The sequence below is a fragment of the Rhodothermales bacterium genome (assembly GCA_017643395.1).
Taxonomy (GTDB): Bacteria; Bacteroidota; Rhodothermia; order Rhodothermales; family UBA10348; genus JABDJZ01.
On record JAEPNP010000001.1, the window covers coordinates 1,209,529 to 1,224,325 of the forward strand.

Here is a 14,797-nt window from a genome sequence, read left to right on the forward strand (position 1 = left end):
GCTATATTGATGAGCACCCACTTGAGAGCCATGGCAGAAAAGACCCTGTTCCAACGCATTGAGTGCGGGGACATCCCCGGAGACATCGTCTATGAGGATGATGCCTGTTTTGCATTCCGGGACATCAATCCGCAGGCGCCGGTGCACATCCTGGTCGTGCCGCGAAAGCCGATCCCAACGCTGGATGATCTGGAGCCTGAGGATGCCGAGACGGTGGGGCGCCTTTTTCTGGCGGCGAAGGCCATCGCCGCTCAGGAGGGTCTCGCGGGCGGCTATCGCACGGTGTTCAACTGCGGCGAGCAGGCAGGCCAGACGGTCTTTCACATCCACCTGCATCTGCTGGGTGGACGCCGTCTAGGCTGGCCTCCCGGATGACACTGACCGGGCGGGAGGGAGCCCGGTGTTCCGGTCTCTGTGGAAGCTTCTGGTTTGCTGTATGCAGCCTGCTGCTGGCACCCCCGGTGCAGGCGCGGCAGGTCACGTATGACGCCGGTTTTGAGCGGGCCGTGAACCGGTATCGCTGGCAGGGAGCCCTGACCGCAAACCACTCATTTGGCGACTGGTCAGTAGGCGCAGTCAATCGTTACCGATCGGACGCGTTTCTATTGTTCAATGATCGACTCAGTTTTCGGGACGTAAACTCGTTGCGTGTGCAGGCGAGTCGCCCGGTCGGAGCACGCTCTGCAGCGGTGGCACGTGTTCGGTCGGACTGGTTCAGCCTCAGTCGCGTGCTGACTCAGTCCGTGTATGGGGGGGTCTCCCTGGGTTTACCCGCCTTGACGATCACCCCTCTGGTCGGGGTGGCCATGGATCGGCGCCCCGGAGTGCGAGGCAGTGCGCAAGAGGGAGCGCCGCTGCGCAGCGACGCAGGTCCCGGAGTGGGCCTGGAGCTCTTCGTTCCAAGGCAGGAGCAGGGCGGATATACCGTGGAGTTGCAGGGTTTCGGTCTGCATGAGCGCCTCAGCCCGCGTGCTTCCACCGCGGCCCGAATGCTGGCGTCTGCCGAGCGCTCTTTCGAGCGAACCACGCTTCGCATGGAGGCGCAAGGCGGCATGGCGCGTCGCGATGCGTATCAGGCAGCATCCTTTCTGAACCGGGATGACTCCGAGCGCGTCTCCGAATCGGTGGAGTCTACGCGGAGCGACACGCTGGGCGCCGGGCTGAGCCTGCGCGCACCGGTCGGCCGGGCGTGGAGGCTGAACGGAGGCGTTCGCTTCGATGCGAACAATCGGCGCGTGCGTACCCTGCGGTCGCCCGAGGGCGCGCTCTTTTTTGACTCCGACTTCAGGCGTCGCACGGTCGATGCCGACGCGGGAGTGACCTTCGAACAGGGATCGACCATGTTCAGGATCGCCCTGCAGGGAGGCGCCGAGATCGAGCGTCGCGTGCTGGCGAACGAGGGAGACCTACCGCCGACCCAGGCTGCCCAGAAGCGGGACCTGCTCCGCCAGGCGGACTACGATCGCGGATTCATGACGGTGCAGACGGCATTTCGTATGCCGCTCAAGGGTCGAACCATGCTGGCCGGTGATGTGTCGGCGAATGCCATTCGTCACGACACGCCCATCATCAACCCTGACGACCGGGACGAGATCTTTTTCAACGGTCGGCTGGCGCTCCTGTATCGTCCCTCCCGTACGCTGGAAGCAGACGTACAGCTGTTCGGCTCCCACTACCACACCGTCTATTTGAAGTCGGCCCGATCTGCCGAAAACAACGTGCAGCAGGGACTGCGGCTGCGGCCGGCTGTGCGATGGCGTCCGCGGGACGGGACAAGAATCTCGCTGGGGTCCGAGGTCAGGGCCACCTACACCATCGACGACTTTGTGCTTCCGGGCCGACGGCCGGGAGATCAGGCGGCTCGCGAACTGCGACAGGATCTCGAGATCGAACATGCGCTGGCGCCGGATCTGCGTCTGCTGGCCGAGGCGCGGTTCAGCGATCTGCGTTTGGGCAGGTTCCTGAACGACACCTTTGCCGAGATCCCGTTCGATACCCTCAAAACCTATGGCGGGTGGGTGCGTCTCCAGTCCGGCTCCCGAGTCACGGCCGAAATCGGTCTCAGAGTGTTCATCCGCACGGACTACGATCGCTCGTCCACGGTGCGGTACCCGCGACTTGAAGAAGACGGATCGCCGGTGGTTGACAACGCCGGGATGCCGCTGACAACGACCATCTCCCGGCCCGGCAGAAAGCGCATCGCCCAGATTGGCCCGACCTGTGCGCTCACCTGGCCCCTTCGAAGCGGCATGCTCAGGTTTGAGGGCTGGTATACCGTGCAGCGCATTACCCGGGACCTGTACGGCGACCTGCCGGAAGCCTCGGCTGCCGCCATTCGTGAGGCCGCCCGCCTGGGCGAACGAACCATCATTCCGAACCTTGCCCTTTCGATGCAATGGACCCTGTAATCGTCGGGATCACCGGAGGCATCGGCAGTGGCAAATCCACAGTGTGCGCGCTCTGGAAGCGGTGGGGCGCCCGCGTCTTTGATTCGGATGCCGTGGCCAAGCGACTGATGACCGAGGATGGTGTGCTCCGGGCCGCCATTCGAGATCTGTTCGGTCCCGAGTCATACCTGGCCGACGGTTCCCTGAATCGAGCCCACATTGCTGCCAACGTATTCGAGGACGATGAGGCACTCGCCCAACTGAACGCCCTCGTGCATCCCAGGGTATTCAGCGCGTTTCGACTGTTTGTCGAGCAGGCTGTCGCGCAGGGGGCGCGCTTGGTGGTGCGGGAGTCGGCGCTCATGCCGGAGGGACCTGCGCGTGCCGATCTGGATCGCGTAGTGGTGGTCGATGCCCCGCTGGAGCAGCGACTGCGGCGAGCCGTCGCGCGCGGAATGACTGAGGAACAGGCACGGGCCCGCATGCGGCACCAACGCAGCGACGCTGCCTTCAGGGCCGCCGGGGATCTGGTGATTGAAAACTCCGGGACTCTGGAGCAGCTGGAGCGCGAGGCGCGTCGAGTATTCGATACTTTGACCGGTATGAACACGACGTCCGAAGCCCGATTCGAGCCCATTGCTCCGCGCACCGACGGCAAAGCCTGGCCGGAGCTTCATCCAGAGCTGCCGCGCTGGGGCAACGGTCTGATGCGCACCTTCGGCCGGCTCGTACTGGGTATGCTGGGCTTTCGTTTTGCCGGCAATTTCCCACCGCATCGCAAGTTTGTGCTGATCGGGGCCCCACACACCACGAACTGGGATTTCGTGCTTGGAATGGCCCTGTTGTTCGCGCTGGGACTGCGGGTCAACTGGATTGGAAAGCACACCATCTTCCGCTGGCCGTTTCGCCGGTTCATGCGATGGATGGGAGGTGTGCCGGTAGATCGCAACGAGCCGGGGGGTATCGTGGAACAGGCGGCGGCGGCGATCCGAACGGCTGATCGCATGATTGTCGGACTATCTCCCGAAGGGACGCGCAAGCTCACAGAGCGCTGGAAGACCGGCTTTTATCGCATCGCCGTGTCGGCCGAAGTTCCCATTGTACTCGGCATGATCGACTTCGCCCGCCGCGAACTGCGCATCGAAACCGTTTTCTTCCCCAGCGGCGATCTCGAGTCGGACATGGCGCTCATTCAGGAGCGCTATCGCGGCGTCGAGGGCAAGTACCCGGAAAACTTCAACGTGCGGTAGGACCCGGCATCCGGGCGATGTGCTCGGTGCCTCTCTCGGGCTCAGAGGATATGTCGCAGCACGTCCTCGTCGTGGCCGGCAACCTCATCGCCCAGAATCATGTGGCCCATGCGGTCCCGCTTGGTTTCCAGATAGCGGGCGTTGACTTCATTGGGCGCGATTTCAATCGGGACGCGCTCTACGATCTCCAGCCCGTAGCCGGACAGCGCGACCCGTTTCTGAGGATTGTTCGTCATCAGCCGGAGATTTCGGATGCCGAGGTCGCGGAGTATCTGGCAGCCCACGCCGTAGTCGCGGTGGTCCATGCGGAAGCCGAGCGCCTCGTTGGCTTCCACGGTGTCCATGCCCTCTTCCTGCAGCTTGTAAGCCCGCAGCTTGTTGATGAGTCCGATGCCGCGGCCTTCCTGTTTCATGTAGAGGACCGCTCCACGACCCTCCCGATCCACCTGCATGAGAGCGCGGGCTAGCTGGTCTCCACAGTCGCAGCGCTTTGACCCGAAGATGTCTCCGGTGACGCACTGTGAGTGTACCCGCACCAGGACCGGAGTGTCTTCTTCCCAGGTCCCCTTGACCAGGGCAAGGTGGTTATCGCCGGACAGCCGCTCCTCAAACGCGATCAAACGGAAGTCCCCAAATCTCGTGGGCATGTCGACTTCGACGAGACGCCGTACCAGCACCTCTGTCTGCATGCGGTAGGCGATGAGGTCCTTGATGGTAATGAGCTTCATGCCGAACCGGCGGGCCACGCCAACCAGATCGGGCACGCGGGCCATGGACCCGTCCTCATTCATGATCTCGACGAGCACGCCGGCAGGCTGGAGGCCTGCAAGTCGGGCCAGGTCTACGGCAGCCTCCGTATGACCCGCGCGGCGGAGCACGCCTCCGGGCTGCGCCCGAAGCGGGAAGACATGGCCCGGGCGCCCGAAATCGGCCGGTTTCGCGCTCTGGTCGGCCAATGCCCGAATGGTCTTCGCCCGGTCCTGCGCGGAGATGCCCGTCGTCGTGCCAATCGCGTAGTCCACCGAAACCGTGAACGCGGTGTCGTACAGGGCCGAGTTGGCATCGACCATCATGTCCAGGCCCAGCGCCACGGAGCGCTCCCTCGTGACAGGCACGCAAATGAGGCCTCTCCCATGGGTGGCCATGAAGTTGACCTGCTCCGGGGTGACCAGTTCGGCTGCGCCGACAAAATCGCCCTCGTTCTCGCGATCCTCGTCATCAACCACAACCACCAGGCGGCCGTTGCGGATATCCTCGAGGGCGGACTCGATGGAGTCGAACTGAACGTCTGAAGGAGCTTCTTTGGGCATGGGTCGGGTTTTGCTCGGCGCGCTTGAACCGAGCGGCATCAGTCAGGTTCACCCGGCCGCAACCTACGCACACCATGAAGACCCGAAGACTCGGCAAAACCGACCTCGAACTGACTACCGTCGGCCTGGGCACCTGGGCCATCGGCGGCCCTTGGGACTGGGGCTGGGGCCCTCAGGACGATGAGACCAGCATCCGAACCATCCATCGCGCGCTGGATCTGGGAATCAACTGGTTGGACACCGCTCCCTGCTATGGGCTGGGCCACTCGGAGGAAGTCGTGGGGCGTGCCGTCGCCTTGCGTCGGGATGAGGTGTACATCGCCACCAAATGCGGGCTGGTATGGGACGACCCCTCCACGCTGAAGGTGTACGGTCGGCTGACCCGGGAGTCGGTGCTGCAGGAGGCCGAGGACAGCCTGCGCCGCCTTGCAGTCGATGTGATCGATCTGTACCAGATTCACTGGCCGAATCCGGAAGAGGACATTGAGGCGGCCTGGGAGGCGATGGCCATGCTCAAGGAGCAGGGCAAGGTGCGCCACATCGGGGTCTCCAATTTCAGTGTCGCGCAGATGCGCAGGCTGCAGTCCATTCACCCCATTGCGTCGCTTCAACCACCCTATTCAATGCTCGAGCGTGGCTTTGAGGGGGAGCTGAATACATTTTGCCGCGAGCAGGGGATCGGCGTCGTGCCGTACAGTCCCATGCAGGCGGGGTTGCTCACCGGAGCGTTCAGTCAGGAACGATTGGCCGGGTTGCCTGACGATGACTGGCGGCGAAAGAACCGCCACTTCCAGGAGCCGCGCTTCTCCCGCAATCTGGACCTGGTCGGGGGGCTCAGGCCCATCGCCGACCGGCTGGGATGCACGCTGGCTCAGCTGGCCGTGGCCTGGACGCTGCGCGACGATGTGGTAACCGCGGCCATCGTGGGCGCAAGGACCTCGGACCAGATCGAGCGCACAGCACCGGCGGCGGAGGTCGTACTCGACGCGACTGCCGTGTCTGAGATCGAGATGCTGCTCTCGGAGCTGGACTGAAGCGTCAGGCGTTGGCCGCCGGAGGGTCCTGGCCGTCGCGACGGGAGCTGCGTAACCAGTAGAAGGCCCCCACGGCGGCCGGCACCAGCACGTTCATGCCATAGAGCAACAGGGAGGCCTGCAAGGCCTGCTCGACAGAAAGGCCGACCGCACCGAAGGCGACAACCGAGGCGCCCTCCCGAATGCCCAGCTCGGCGAAGTTCAGGAGGGGCGCCATGAGCTTGGCGGCCAAAACCACCGTGCAGGCGGCGGCCATGGGCAGGAGACCCACCTCGGCTGGACCCGACATGGCCAAGGCTACCAGCATGAACTGGGCCACCAGCAGCAGATAGCGAGCACCGTGCCCGCCAATGAGCCGGAGGCGCTCGCCGCCCGACAGCCCGTGCAGAAACTCGACGTGACGCTCGGCGCCAAAACGGCCGGCAATGCGCGTAGCGGCGCCTGGTGCCCAGATCAGACCGACCGCCAGTAGAGCCACGGCGATGGCAGCGCCGGCGAACAGTCCGTACGCAGTAAATCCAACGACCATCGCCGCCGGAGCGGCAATTACCAGTGGCACCGGTAGCCGAAGCACATTCTCTGCAGCAACGGCGACCGCCAGGGTGCGCCGACTCCCCCGTGGCATGAGCGTGGGTCTGGCGGCAAAGTCGCCTGCACGGGCCGGCGTCCAGATGGACACCGCCAGCGAGCCAAGCAGCGCCCGGAGACTCTCCAGGAAGCGAGCCTGCGGGTCAACGGCTCGGGCCAGTCGGCGCCAGAGTGCGGCCCCCCAGCAGACCTGAACAGGCATCAGCAGAAACGCCGGCACAACCAGGTCCCAGCTCGCAGATTGAGCAGCATCGCGCATCGCGGCGGAATCGACCGCACGCACAATCAGGACCAGCAGCGTCGTCACCGCCACCAAACGGGTGACGGGTGACTCGAAAAGTCGCAGCAGTCCGCCCAGCCACCGGGGCCGGCGCGGCTCCGCAGTCATGTCACTCCTTGCCTGCGACGTTGGAGATGGCGCTCTTTTCGACGCGCAGTTTCACGTTCGCGTCCACCTGCAGGAGCAGACTGGTTTCGTCGACCTGGGTGACGGAGCCGTGGATGCCGCCGATGGTAACGACCTTGTCGCCCTTCTTGACGGCGGAGATCATCGCCTGGCGCTTCTCTTCCTTTTTCTTCTGCGGGCGCAGCATCAGGAAGTAGATCACCAGGAAAATGAGGATCATCGGCAACAGCATGGCAAAAGGGTTGCCTTGCTGGGCCTGGGGAGCGGCGAATGCCAGAACGGTGAGTAGCGTCACGTCTCTTGGGGATTAGGGGAACCGCTTCAGGCGGTCAGGACCCGCCAGTAGAAGCCGGGGGTTAGCAGTTTTTTGCGCTCGGACAGGTCGTCGAACATGCAGCTGATGGCGTCAGCGAGCTCGCCAGAGCGGGACGCCTTGGCGATCACCGTGTTCAGCAGCCACTTCCAGCGGCCAAGCTTCTGCATCATGTGGCTCAGGCGGAACTCGTTTCGCAGAATTCCCAGCACTTCCTGTTCGTAGCCTCCCAGGAAACGCGCCGAGTAGTCTCCTTTTGCGGCTGCGCGTTCCAGCCACTCGGCTGCCTTCATTCCGGAGACCATGGCATTGCCGATGCCCTCACCGGTAAACGGGTCGATCAGACTCGCCGCGTCTCCGATCAGCATCCACCCATCTCCCGCCATGGTGCGCGGTTTCGAGCCGACAGGAAGGCCCCAGCCCTTTGTAGGCGTCAGCTGCGTCGCATTCCGAAACCGCTCCCGGAAGCGCGGATGCGCGATCATCTGGTCGAGCAGGGGCTTCAGCTTGACATCGCGCTTCTTGATCTCGGCGCTCAGCATGCCCACGCCGACGTTCGCCCGGCCCTCGGCCATCGGAAAGATCCAGAAGTAACCGGGGATGACCTCATCGACAAAATGAAGCTCGATGAAGTAGCCGTCGGTGAAGCCGTCTACGTTGTCGAAATAGGCTCTCACGGCTGCCACGTAGTGCTTCTCGTCGAGCTGGTCCATGCCGAGCTCCCGGGCTACGATGGAATAGGCACCGTCAGCGCCGATGACGACCGGCGCATGGATCTCGCCGACCTGCTTGTCTTCGGTGCGATACCGTACGCCGGTCACTCGGTCGCCGTCCCGTAGGAGTCCGGTGACGCTGGTTCGGAGGCGGATCTCGGCGCCGGCATCCAGGGCGGCGTCGAACAGCACCTGATCGAACACCTCCCGTGCGCAGACAAAGCCCGGCGCGATCTTGCCGGCGAGTTGTTTTCCGAATGGGATCGACACCTGGTCGCCGTATGGGCCGCTGAACGTTACACCCCAGCTTCCAAGGCTTTCCCGAGTGCGCAGCTGGTCTTCAAGGCCGAGCTCCCGGATGGCGTCCATGCTCTTTCCGGAAATCCCGTCGCCGCAAATCTTGTCCCTTGGGAACTCACTCTTGTCGAGGACCAGGACGCGCTGCCCTTTTCGGGCAAGCAGGGCGGAGACGGTGGCACCGCCTGGGCCTGCGCCCACTACGATGGCATCGAACGATTCAACCATGAAATACTGCGACTTGATGCTTGGAGAGCAGCGAAGGATGGTGGTGGGAGCTGCTCACGGGCGCGCAAAATAATAAGGGGCAAGCGATCCGTATCGCGCCGCTACGACCTCCTACCGCTGCTGCCTTCCGGCCCTGACGGAGTTCAGAGGGAGCTGGCCGTACGGGACTTGCCCCTTGGCCGCCCCCAACGAGCCCCCGCCACCCCGGTTCCGGCTTCATGCGCATGTCATGCGTCATCGTCCCTTCCAGCGGAAAAGCCCCATCGCCCCGCCCACACTCGCGAGCAGGATGTACGGCAGGTGGACCAGCTCAGCAGGGAGAAAGGCGCCCAGCAACTCCCGTTTGTGAAAAACGCGGGCTCCCCGCCATATGACGAGTGCATCGACCAGCACTTTTCCGGCGGCGGCCGCGGGGATGGCTACGCCCGGCCAAGCCCCGAAGAGCCACATCGGCAGCCCGGCGAGCAGGGTTCCGTACAGCACAAAAGCGGCTACCAGAAAAGCGGTCATGCCGGGCGGGTATCGAAATGCCTTGGAGGCCCACCGCATGCGCTGGTTCAGGAAGCCGCCGACGCTGCGCTCGGGCTTCGTAAGCACCCATTCTTCCGGCGCGAACGCCGCACGCCAGTCGGTCTCGCGCACGATTGTGTGGAGCAGCAGGTCGTCATCGCCCGACCGGATGTGGGCATCTCGCCCAAATCCGCCGGCTTCTTCGAAGGCCTCCCGCCGATAGGCCAGGTTCATTGCGGTGGCAATGAGTGGCCACCCCGACGCCATGGCTCCGGCAGCGCAGAATGTATAGGCCGCAAAATCCAGGGACCGCATGCGCGCGATGAGGCTGCGCTCGGTCGGGAAGAAAACCGCCCCGGTGACCAGTCCCACCCCGGGCTCGAAGTGGGAGGCGAGATGCGACATCCAGCGGGGACGCACCACGCAGTCGGCGTCCGTCACGAACACCAGTTCCCCGTTGGAGGCCTGCAGACCGCACAGGAGCGCGTGTTTCTTGGGCGCGGTGTCGTCCACAGCCGGCGGCACGTTGAGCAGCCGGATGCGCGGATCGCGGCTGGAGAATTCTGCGACGCGCTCGGCGGTACGGTCCGTGGAGCTGTCGTTCAGCACCAGGACTTCGAACGGTGCCGGGTAGTCCTGCTCCTGCAGCGCATTCAGGCACGCCACAATGTTTTTTTCCTCGTTTCTGGCGGCGACCAGCACGGTTGCGGCCGGACGCTCATCGCTCATTCCAGGTCTGAGACGGCCCAGGCCCACAAATATGCGCAGCAGGCCGGCTGCATAGACCACGAACGCAAGTCCGAGCACTACTTCCACGGCGGAACTCCGAATGCACCGCGCACCGCGGAAACGAGGACAAGCGGAGAGTGCACCAGCTCAAGGAGCGGCAGCGCGGTGAGCAGCGACCGTTCGCCCAGGCGTCCCAGCCCCCAGGTCAAACCGGCGCCGTCGACCACCACCTTGAACCCAAACGCCCAAAGCGGGGCTGCTCCGACCAGTCCCAGCAGTGCCGCCGGAACGCCCAACACCACGAGAACATCCATGCTGCGCACCACGAGGCCTGCAACAGTCGCAGGTATCGAGAACCGTCTCCAGGTGGACAGGTGGCGACGCTTCTGACGCGTCCATTCGGCCAGGGTCGACGGACCGCGTCCGGGGACGGCCGGCTGCGGCACGTATCGTACTCGTCCGCCGCTCCGATGCACCGCCTGCATCATGAGCGTGTCGTCGCCGCTGGGTTCATGCAGATGAGGCTCAAGACCACCCGCCTCCTCGTACGCACGGCGACTGTAGCCCATGCTGCGCGCCGAGCACATGAGGGGATTGCCCAGGCCAACCATCGCCTCTGCCGTGACGGCGTTCGCGGCTGCTTCGAGGGCCGCGACCTTGCCCAGAAGCGTGGTTCTGGGCACCAGCGGCGCGTACCCCGCCACGAAGTCGGCCTGCTCCAGCGCGCCCAGCATGGCCCCGGCCCACCCGGGGGGTGGAACGCAGTCGGCATCGGTGAACAGCAGGCGGCCCGCGGTCGTGGCCTCGATACCGGCCATGACAGCGCGTTTCTTTCCGCGTCGGGATACGGAGAGCACGCGCAGCCGCGGATCCCCGTTGGCAGCCCTGTGGGCCTCGGCGACCGACCCATCGGAAGAACCATCGTCGACCACAACCACCGGAAGGTCCGCGACATCCTGCTCGAGCAACGCACGCACACACGCCCCGATGCAGGACGCCTCATTGTGGGCGGCGACGATGACAACGGCATCAGGCCGGGAGTTCGGGAGGGTCGCAACAGCCGCACCGGAGCGTCGGAGCCCGAGCAGGGTCGCCCCGATGGCAAACCCGTAGACAGAACAGATGATGACCGTGACGTAGAGCAGGTCGCGGAACGCTTTTGCGCGCGGCGGTTAAGGCGGTCAGAATTTGAGCAAAAAGGAGCGCAAGAGTTGGGGATCGGCAAGGATTGTTGGTTCAGAGGCGCGGCACTTTGGATTGTGCTGCTGACGGCCATGCATCCGGGCGATGGGCAGGCAGCCGGTGGGCACGATGTGCAGCAGGCGGAGTGGGCCGGTCGTCACGCGGCGCCGGACGACTCCTCCGCTGCGGCAGCCATGCTGTTGACGGCGCCACAGTCGCTGGAACTCCTCCAACAGGGCCGCCACCAGCTCCTGGCGGGCTACCTGGAGGGGGCCGAAAGCACCTTCCGCACGCTCATGCGGCGTCCCGACGGACTGCCGGCGGCATTGCACCACCTGGCCACGGTGTCGCTCGTGAGGGTGTTGCTCTACGATCGCCCCGAGGACTACGAGGCCTTCTTTTCACGCTCCGACTCGCTGCGGGACGGACTCGCCGACGCCCCCAGAGGGCTGGGCCGCCAGTTTCTTTCGGGCGAATCGGACTTCCAGCGCTCCATGGCATGGGCCAAACAGGGCGGGTATGTGCGGGCGGCCATGGCAGGCGTCAGCGCCTATCGTTCGCTGAGCGAGCTGCGTGAGGACTATTCGGGATTCAGGGAGGCAGACAAATCCCTGGGCATCGTGCATGCCACTCTGGGCACCCTGCCCCGGAGGTATCGGCGCTTTCTGGCCATCTTTGGTTTCGAGACCGAAATAGAGGCCGGCCTGGACCAGTTGGTGAGCGCCGTGGAGGAATCAGCCTGGGGCCGCGAGGAATCGCTGCTGTACATGGCCATTCTCGACTCATTCGAGTTGCCGAGCCGGATCGATGGCGTAGTCGCTCTGGAGCAGCTGCGCGCCGAATATGAGGGCAGCCCGCTCATCGCCCTTGTGGTCATCGACGCGCTCATGCGCAGTCGCCGCGTGGCACAGGCCGAGCGGGTTCTGAACGAAGTCGAGCAACCCCGACCGGGTCAGATCGACCTCGACTATCTGGAATATTTCCGGGCCGAAGCGGCGCTGCGCAACGAACGCTGGGAGGAAGCGGCGCGCCGATATGCCGCTTATCGGGCCCGCCATGACGGCACGGCGTTCATGGCCGTGGCGGCGTTGCGTCAGGGCGTTGCGCTGGAGATGGACGGACGGAGGCAACGCGCCGAGATGGCGTATCGGCAAGTGGCCGCCACGCGTGATTTTGATTCGGACGAGGCGTCAGCCCGCGAGGCTCGCCGCCGACTTGCGGCACCCATGCTCGAGACGGAGCGCGACCTGTTTCGCGCGCGCATGGCCCACGATCGTGGGGCGTACGGCATCGCCGATTCTGTGCTGACTACGCTCCGAGGCAGGCTCGAATCGGACGAGCTTCAGGCGGAATGGGCCTATCGATACGGCCGCACGCTGGACGAATCCGGGCAGGACGGCCCCGCCTTTGATCACTACGCGATGGCCGTTCACCGCCCGGGTGACCCCCAGGCCAAATGGGCGCCGTACGGGTTGTACTACCAGGGTCGCATCATGGAAGATGCCGGCCGGTTCGCGCAAGCCCGAGAGCTCTACCAACAGGTCGTGGACTACTCCGGGTCGTACGACTATCGGGGGACCAACGAGCAGCGCGCGCGATTCGCGCTGCGGCGCCTGGAGGGTACGGGCTCCTAGCGCTCAGAGCATGCCGAGCGGGTCGACGTCCACGTTTATGCGCACGCCCTTGGGCAGGCGTCCCACGCCACCGAGCACGTGATCGAACACCTGTTTCATGCGCTGCGCACTCACGGATCGAGGTGCCTTGACCAGCGCGAGATAGCGCCAGTGGCGCCGCACCCGAACGATGAATGCGGGGGAGGGTCCGACGAGCTCCATCCCGGTGGCTGTCGCTCGAAAGACCTTGGCGAAACGGTCTGCCGCAGCCTTGACCTTTGCCTCATCCGGTCCGCGGAATTCCGCACGCACAGCCCGGGTGAAGGGCGGATAACCCAGTGCCTCCCGGGTGGCGAGTGCCGCATCGGCAAAGGAGAGGTAGTCGTGGCGTCGAGCCCACAGAATGACCGGATGCCGTGAGTTGCGGGTCTGGAAAAGCACCTCTCCCCGCAGATCCGCGCGGCCTGCCCGGCCGGCAACCTGCGTCAGGAGTTGGAATGTGCGCTCGTCGGCGCGGAAATCCGGAAAAAGCAGTCCGGCATCGGCATCCACCACGCCGACCAGGGTCACGCGGCTGAAATCGAGCCCTTTGGCGACCATCTGGGTGCCTACCAGTACATCTGCCTCGCCGGCGCCAAAGGCGTTCAGAATCTCATGATGAGCGTCCTTTCGGGAGGTGCTATCCATATCCATGCGCAAGACTCGAGCCGCGGGAAACAAGTCACCCAGCACTTCTTCAACACGCTGCGTGCCGGCACCCACGGGCTCGAGTGTGCCGGTTCCACACGACGCGCAGGCAGACGGTGATCGAAACGCCCGTCCGCAGTAGTGGCAGCGCAGCTGCCCGCGCTGCTTGTGCCAGGTCAGGGACACCGAGCAGTCCGGACACTCCGGCGTATGAGCACAGGTGTCGCAGGACAGCACCGGCGCAAATCCGCGGCGATTCTGCAGCAGTATGATCTGTTCTTGCCGCTCCAGGCGCTTCTGGATTGCCACACGGAGCGCGTTCGATACGATGGGGTTTGGCCTGTCCGGCGAGCGCTCGGCCAGCATGTCGATGATGCGCACCTCGGGCAGCCGGGCCCGCGACCCGTCGGTGGTCGGCACCCTGTCAGGCATGGAAAGCAGCCGGTACTTGCCAGACCGTGCGTTATGCATGGTTTCCAGAGAGGGGGTGGCAGAACCAAGCACACAGACGGCACCGTTCAGGGACGCGCGCATGACGGCGACGTCCCGTGCGTTGTAACGGGGAGCCGGCTCGAATTGCTTGTACGAGGATTCATGCTCTTCATCCACGACGAGCAACCCGAGATCCTGGACAGGGGCAAAAACCGCTGATCTGGGGCCTATGACCACGCGAAAATCGCCCCGGCGGATGCGCCGCCATGTGTCGTACCGCTGCCCGGCTGAAAGCCGCGAGTGCAGCACGGCCACGCTGCTGCCAAAGTGCGACTGAAAGCGCCGCACCGTTTGGGGAGTGAGTGCGATTTCCGGGACCAGCACGATCCCGCTGCGGCCCGCTGCCACGGCGTGCTGCAGCGCATCGATGTACACCTCGGTCTTGCCACTTCCGGTGACACCGTGCAGCAGGTACGTGCGATAGTCCCCCTGCGCCAGGGCCGACCTGAGGGCGTCGGCCGCCGCGCGCTGAGAGGGGTGGAAGCGTTCCTCTCCGATGGTATCACCGGTCACCCGCTGCGCATGCGGCTGTGCGTCTGACTCCATGATCGTCACGAGGCCCCGCTTTTCCAGGCTTCGCAGTGTGCCATGGCTGGCTCCAGTCTCCGCAAGGACCTCGGTCGCAGCCCGGGTGCCCCCGGACTGCACGAGATACTCCAGGACGGCCTGCTGTTTTGCGCCACGGACCACCACATCGGGCTGCGCGAGCGCGACAAACAGGCGTGTGCGTGCCTGTCCCTCCGGCGGCAGGGCCGCCCGGGCGGCCTCTCCCCATGAGCACAGGTAGTATCGGCTGAGCCATCGGGTGAGCCGCATGAGTTCTTCCGGCAGTGCGGCACGCTCGTCCAGTATCTCCTGAACAACTGCCAGGCGCCCCTTTTCGGGCGGGCGATCCGCCATGCTGCTCACCACTCCGATCAGACTGCGACCCGAAAACGGAACGCGGACCCTGAAACCGGTCAGGTCATGCGCGGGCACATCGCACGTCACCTGGTAGGTGTAGGCCGAGTCCAGCGGCAAAGGAAGGATGACGTTTACCAGAACCATGGCGCCGTAGA

General features: G+C 64.6%; 12 protein-coding genes and 1 other RNA gene. 5 read left to right on the plus strand and 8 right to left on the minus strand.

The features are described from left to right. Positions 1-30 precede the first annotated feature (30 nt). Genes JJ896_04850 through JJ896_04860 form a run of 3 tightly spaced genes read left to right on the plus strand, consistent with a single transcriptional unit; the run spans position 31 to position 3,637 of the window. On the plus strand, positions 31-375 hold the full coding sequence (locus JJ896_04850; protein ID MBO6778962.1) for a histidine triad nucleotide-binding protein: 345 nt from the start codon (positions 31-33) through the stop codon (positions 373-375). Beyond that, positions 372-2,408 carry a hypothetical protein gene (locus tag JJ896_04855; GenBank protein MBO6778963.1) on the plus strand — a complete coding sequence of 679 codons (2,037 nt, stop codon included), beginning with the start codon at positions 372-374 and terminating at the stop codon, positions 2,406-2,408. The genes JJ896_04850 and JJ896_04855 overlap by 4 nt, the downstream gene beginning before the upstream one ends. Beyond that, on the plus strand, positions 2,396-3,637 hold the full coding sequence (locus JJ896_04860) for a dephospho-CoA kinase (protein MBO6778964.1): 1,242 nt from the start codon (positions 2,396-2,398) through the stop codon (positions 3,635-3,637). Before JJ896_04855 ends, JJ896_04860 begins: the two co-directional genes overlap by 13 nt. A 41-nt stretch (positions 3,638-3,678) precedes the next feature. Here the strand turns inward: JJ896_04860 and JJ896_04865 are convergent, their stop codons facing one another. Continuing rightward, entirely contained in the window at positions 3,679-4,947 is a 1,269-nt protein-coding gene (locus JJ896_04865) for a bifunctional 3,4-dihydroxy-2-butanone-4-phosphate synthase/GTP cyclohydrolase II (GenBank protein ID MBO6778965.1), read from the minus strand. Between the two features lie 74 nt (positions 4,948-5,021). Here JJ896_04865 and JJ896_04870 point away from each other — a divergent pair, with 74 nt between their 5' ends. Then, a complete protein-coding gene (locus JJ896_04870) occupies positions 5,022-5,981 on the plus strand; it encodes an aldo/keto reductase (GenBank protein ID MBO6778966.1) in 960 nt (319 codons plus the stop codon). Positions 5,982-5,985: 4 nt separating this feature from the next. Here the strand turns inward: JJ896_04870 and JJ896_04875 are convergent, their stop codons facing one another. The 6 genes from JJ896_04875 to JJ896_04900 form a co-directional block, all read right to left on the minus strand. After that, positions 5,986-6,957, minus strand: coding sequence for a flippase-like domain-containing protein (locus tag JJ896_04875; protein ID MBO6778967.1), 972 nt, complete (start codon positions 6,955-6,957; stop codon positions 5,986-5,988). Position 6,958: 1 nt separating this feature from the next. After that, positions 6,959-7,270, minus strand: coding sequence for a preprotein translocase subunit YajC (yajC, locus tag JJ896_04880; protein ID MBO6778968.1), 312 nt, complete (start codon positions 7,268-7,270; stop codon positions 6,959-6,961). Positions 7,271-7,296: 26 nt separating this feature from the next. Beyond that, a complete protein-coding gene (locus JJ896_04885) occupies positions 7,297-8,526 on the minus strand; it encodes a geranylgeranyl reductase family protein (GenBank protein ID MBO6778969.1) in 1,230 nt (409 codons plus the stop codon). Positions 8,527-8,600: 74 nt separating this feature from the next. Beyond that, an RNA gene (gene ffs, locus JJ896_04890) (signal recognition particle sRNA small type) lies at positions 8,601-8,700 on the minus strand. A gap of 60 nt (positions 8,701-8,760) precedes the next feature. Continuing rightward, positions 8,761-9,852, minus strand: a complete 1,092-nt coding sequence (locus JJ896_04895; GenBank protein MBO6778970.1) for a glycosyltransferase — start codon at positions 9,850-9,852, stop codon at positions 8,761-8,763. Beyond that, the gene (locus JJ896_04900; GenBank protein ID MBO6778971.1) at positions 9,843-10,910 is read right to left on the minus strand and encodes a glycosyltransferase; all 1,068 of its coding nucleotides are present in this window, start codon (positions 10,908-10,910) and stop codon (positions 9,843-9,845) included. The genes JJ896_04895 and JJ896_04900 overlap by 10 nt, the downstream gene beginning before the upstream one ends. Positions 10,911-11,024: 114 nt before the next feature. Here JJ896_04900 and JJ896_04905 point away from each other — a divergent pair, with 114 nt between their 5' ends. Continuing rightward, on the plus strand, positions 11,025-12,581 hold the full coding sequence (locus JJ896_04905) for a hypothetical protein (GenBank protein MBO6778972.1): 1,557 nt from the start codon (positions 11,025-11,027) through the stop codon (positions 12,579-12,581). A 3-nt stretch (positions 12,582-12,584) separates the two neighbouring features. Here the strand turns inward: JJ896_04905 and priA are convergent, their stop codons facing one another. Then, the gene (gene priA / locus JJ896_04910; GenBank protein MBO6778973.1) at positions 12,585-14,786 is read right to left on the minus strand and encodes a primosomal protein N'; all 2,202 of its coding nucleotides are present in this window, start codon (positions 14,784-14,786) and stop codon (positions 12,585-12,587) included. Positions 14,787-14,797: the final 11 nt, after the last annotated feature.

Excerpts from the sequence above, each read along its gene's own strand:
- JJ896_04870 (MBO6778966.1), top strand. The coding sequence starts at position 5,022 with ATGAAGACCCGAAGACTCGGCAAAACCGACCTCGAACTGACTACCGTC.
- JJ896_04850 (MBO6778962.1), top strand. The coding sequence starts at position 31 with ATGGCAGAAAAGACCCTGTTCCAACGCATTGAGTGCGGGGACATCCCC.
- JJ896_04885 (MBO6778969.1), bottom strand. The coding sequence starts at position 8,526 with ATGGTTGAATCGTTCGATGCCATCGTAGTGGGCGCAGGCCCAGGCGGT.
- JJ896_04875 (MBO6778967.1), bottom strand. The coding sequence starts at position 6,957 with ATGACTGCGGAGCCGCGCCGGCCCCGGTGGCTGGGCGGACTGCTGCGA.
- JJ896_04855 (MBO6778963.1), top strand. The coding sequence starts at position 372 with ATGACACTGACCGGGCGGGAGGGAGCCCGGTGTTCCGGTCTCTGTGGA.
- priA (MBO6778973.1), bottom strand. The coding sequence starts at position 14,786 with ATGGTTCTGGTAAACGTCATCCTTCCTTTGCCGCTGGACTCGGCCTAC.
- JJ896_04865 (MBO6778965.1), bottom strand. The coding sequence starts at position 4,947 with ATGCCCAAAGAAGCTCCTTCAGACGTTCAGTTCGACTCCATCGAGTCC.
- JJ896_04860 (MBO6778964.1), top strand. The coding sequence starts at position 2,396 with ATGGACCCTGTAATCGTCGGGATCACCGGAGGCATCGGCAGTGGCAAA.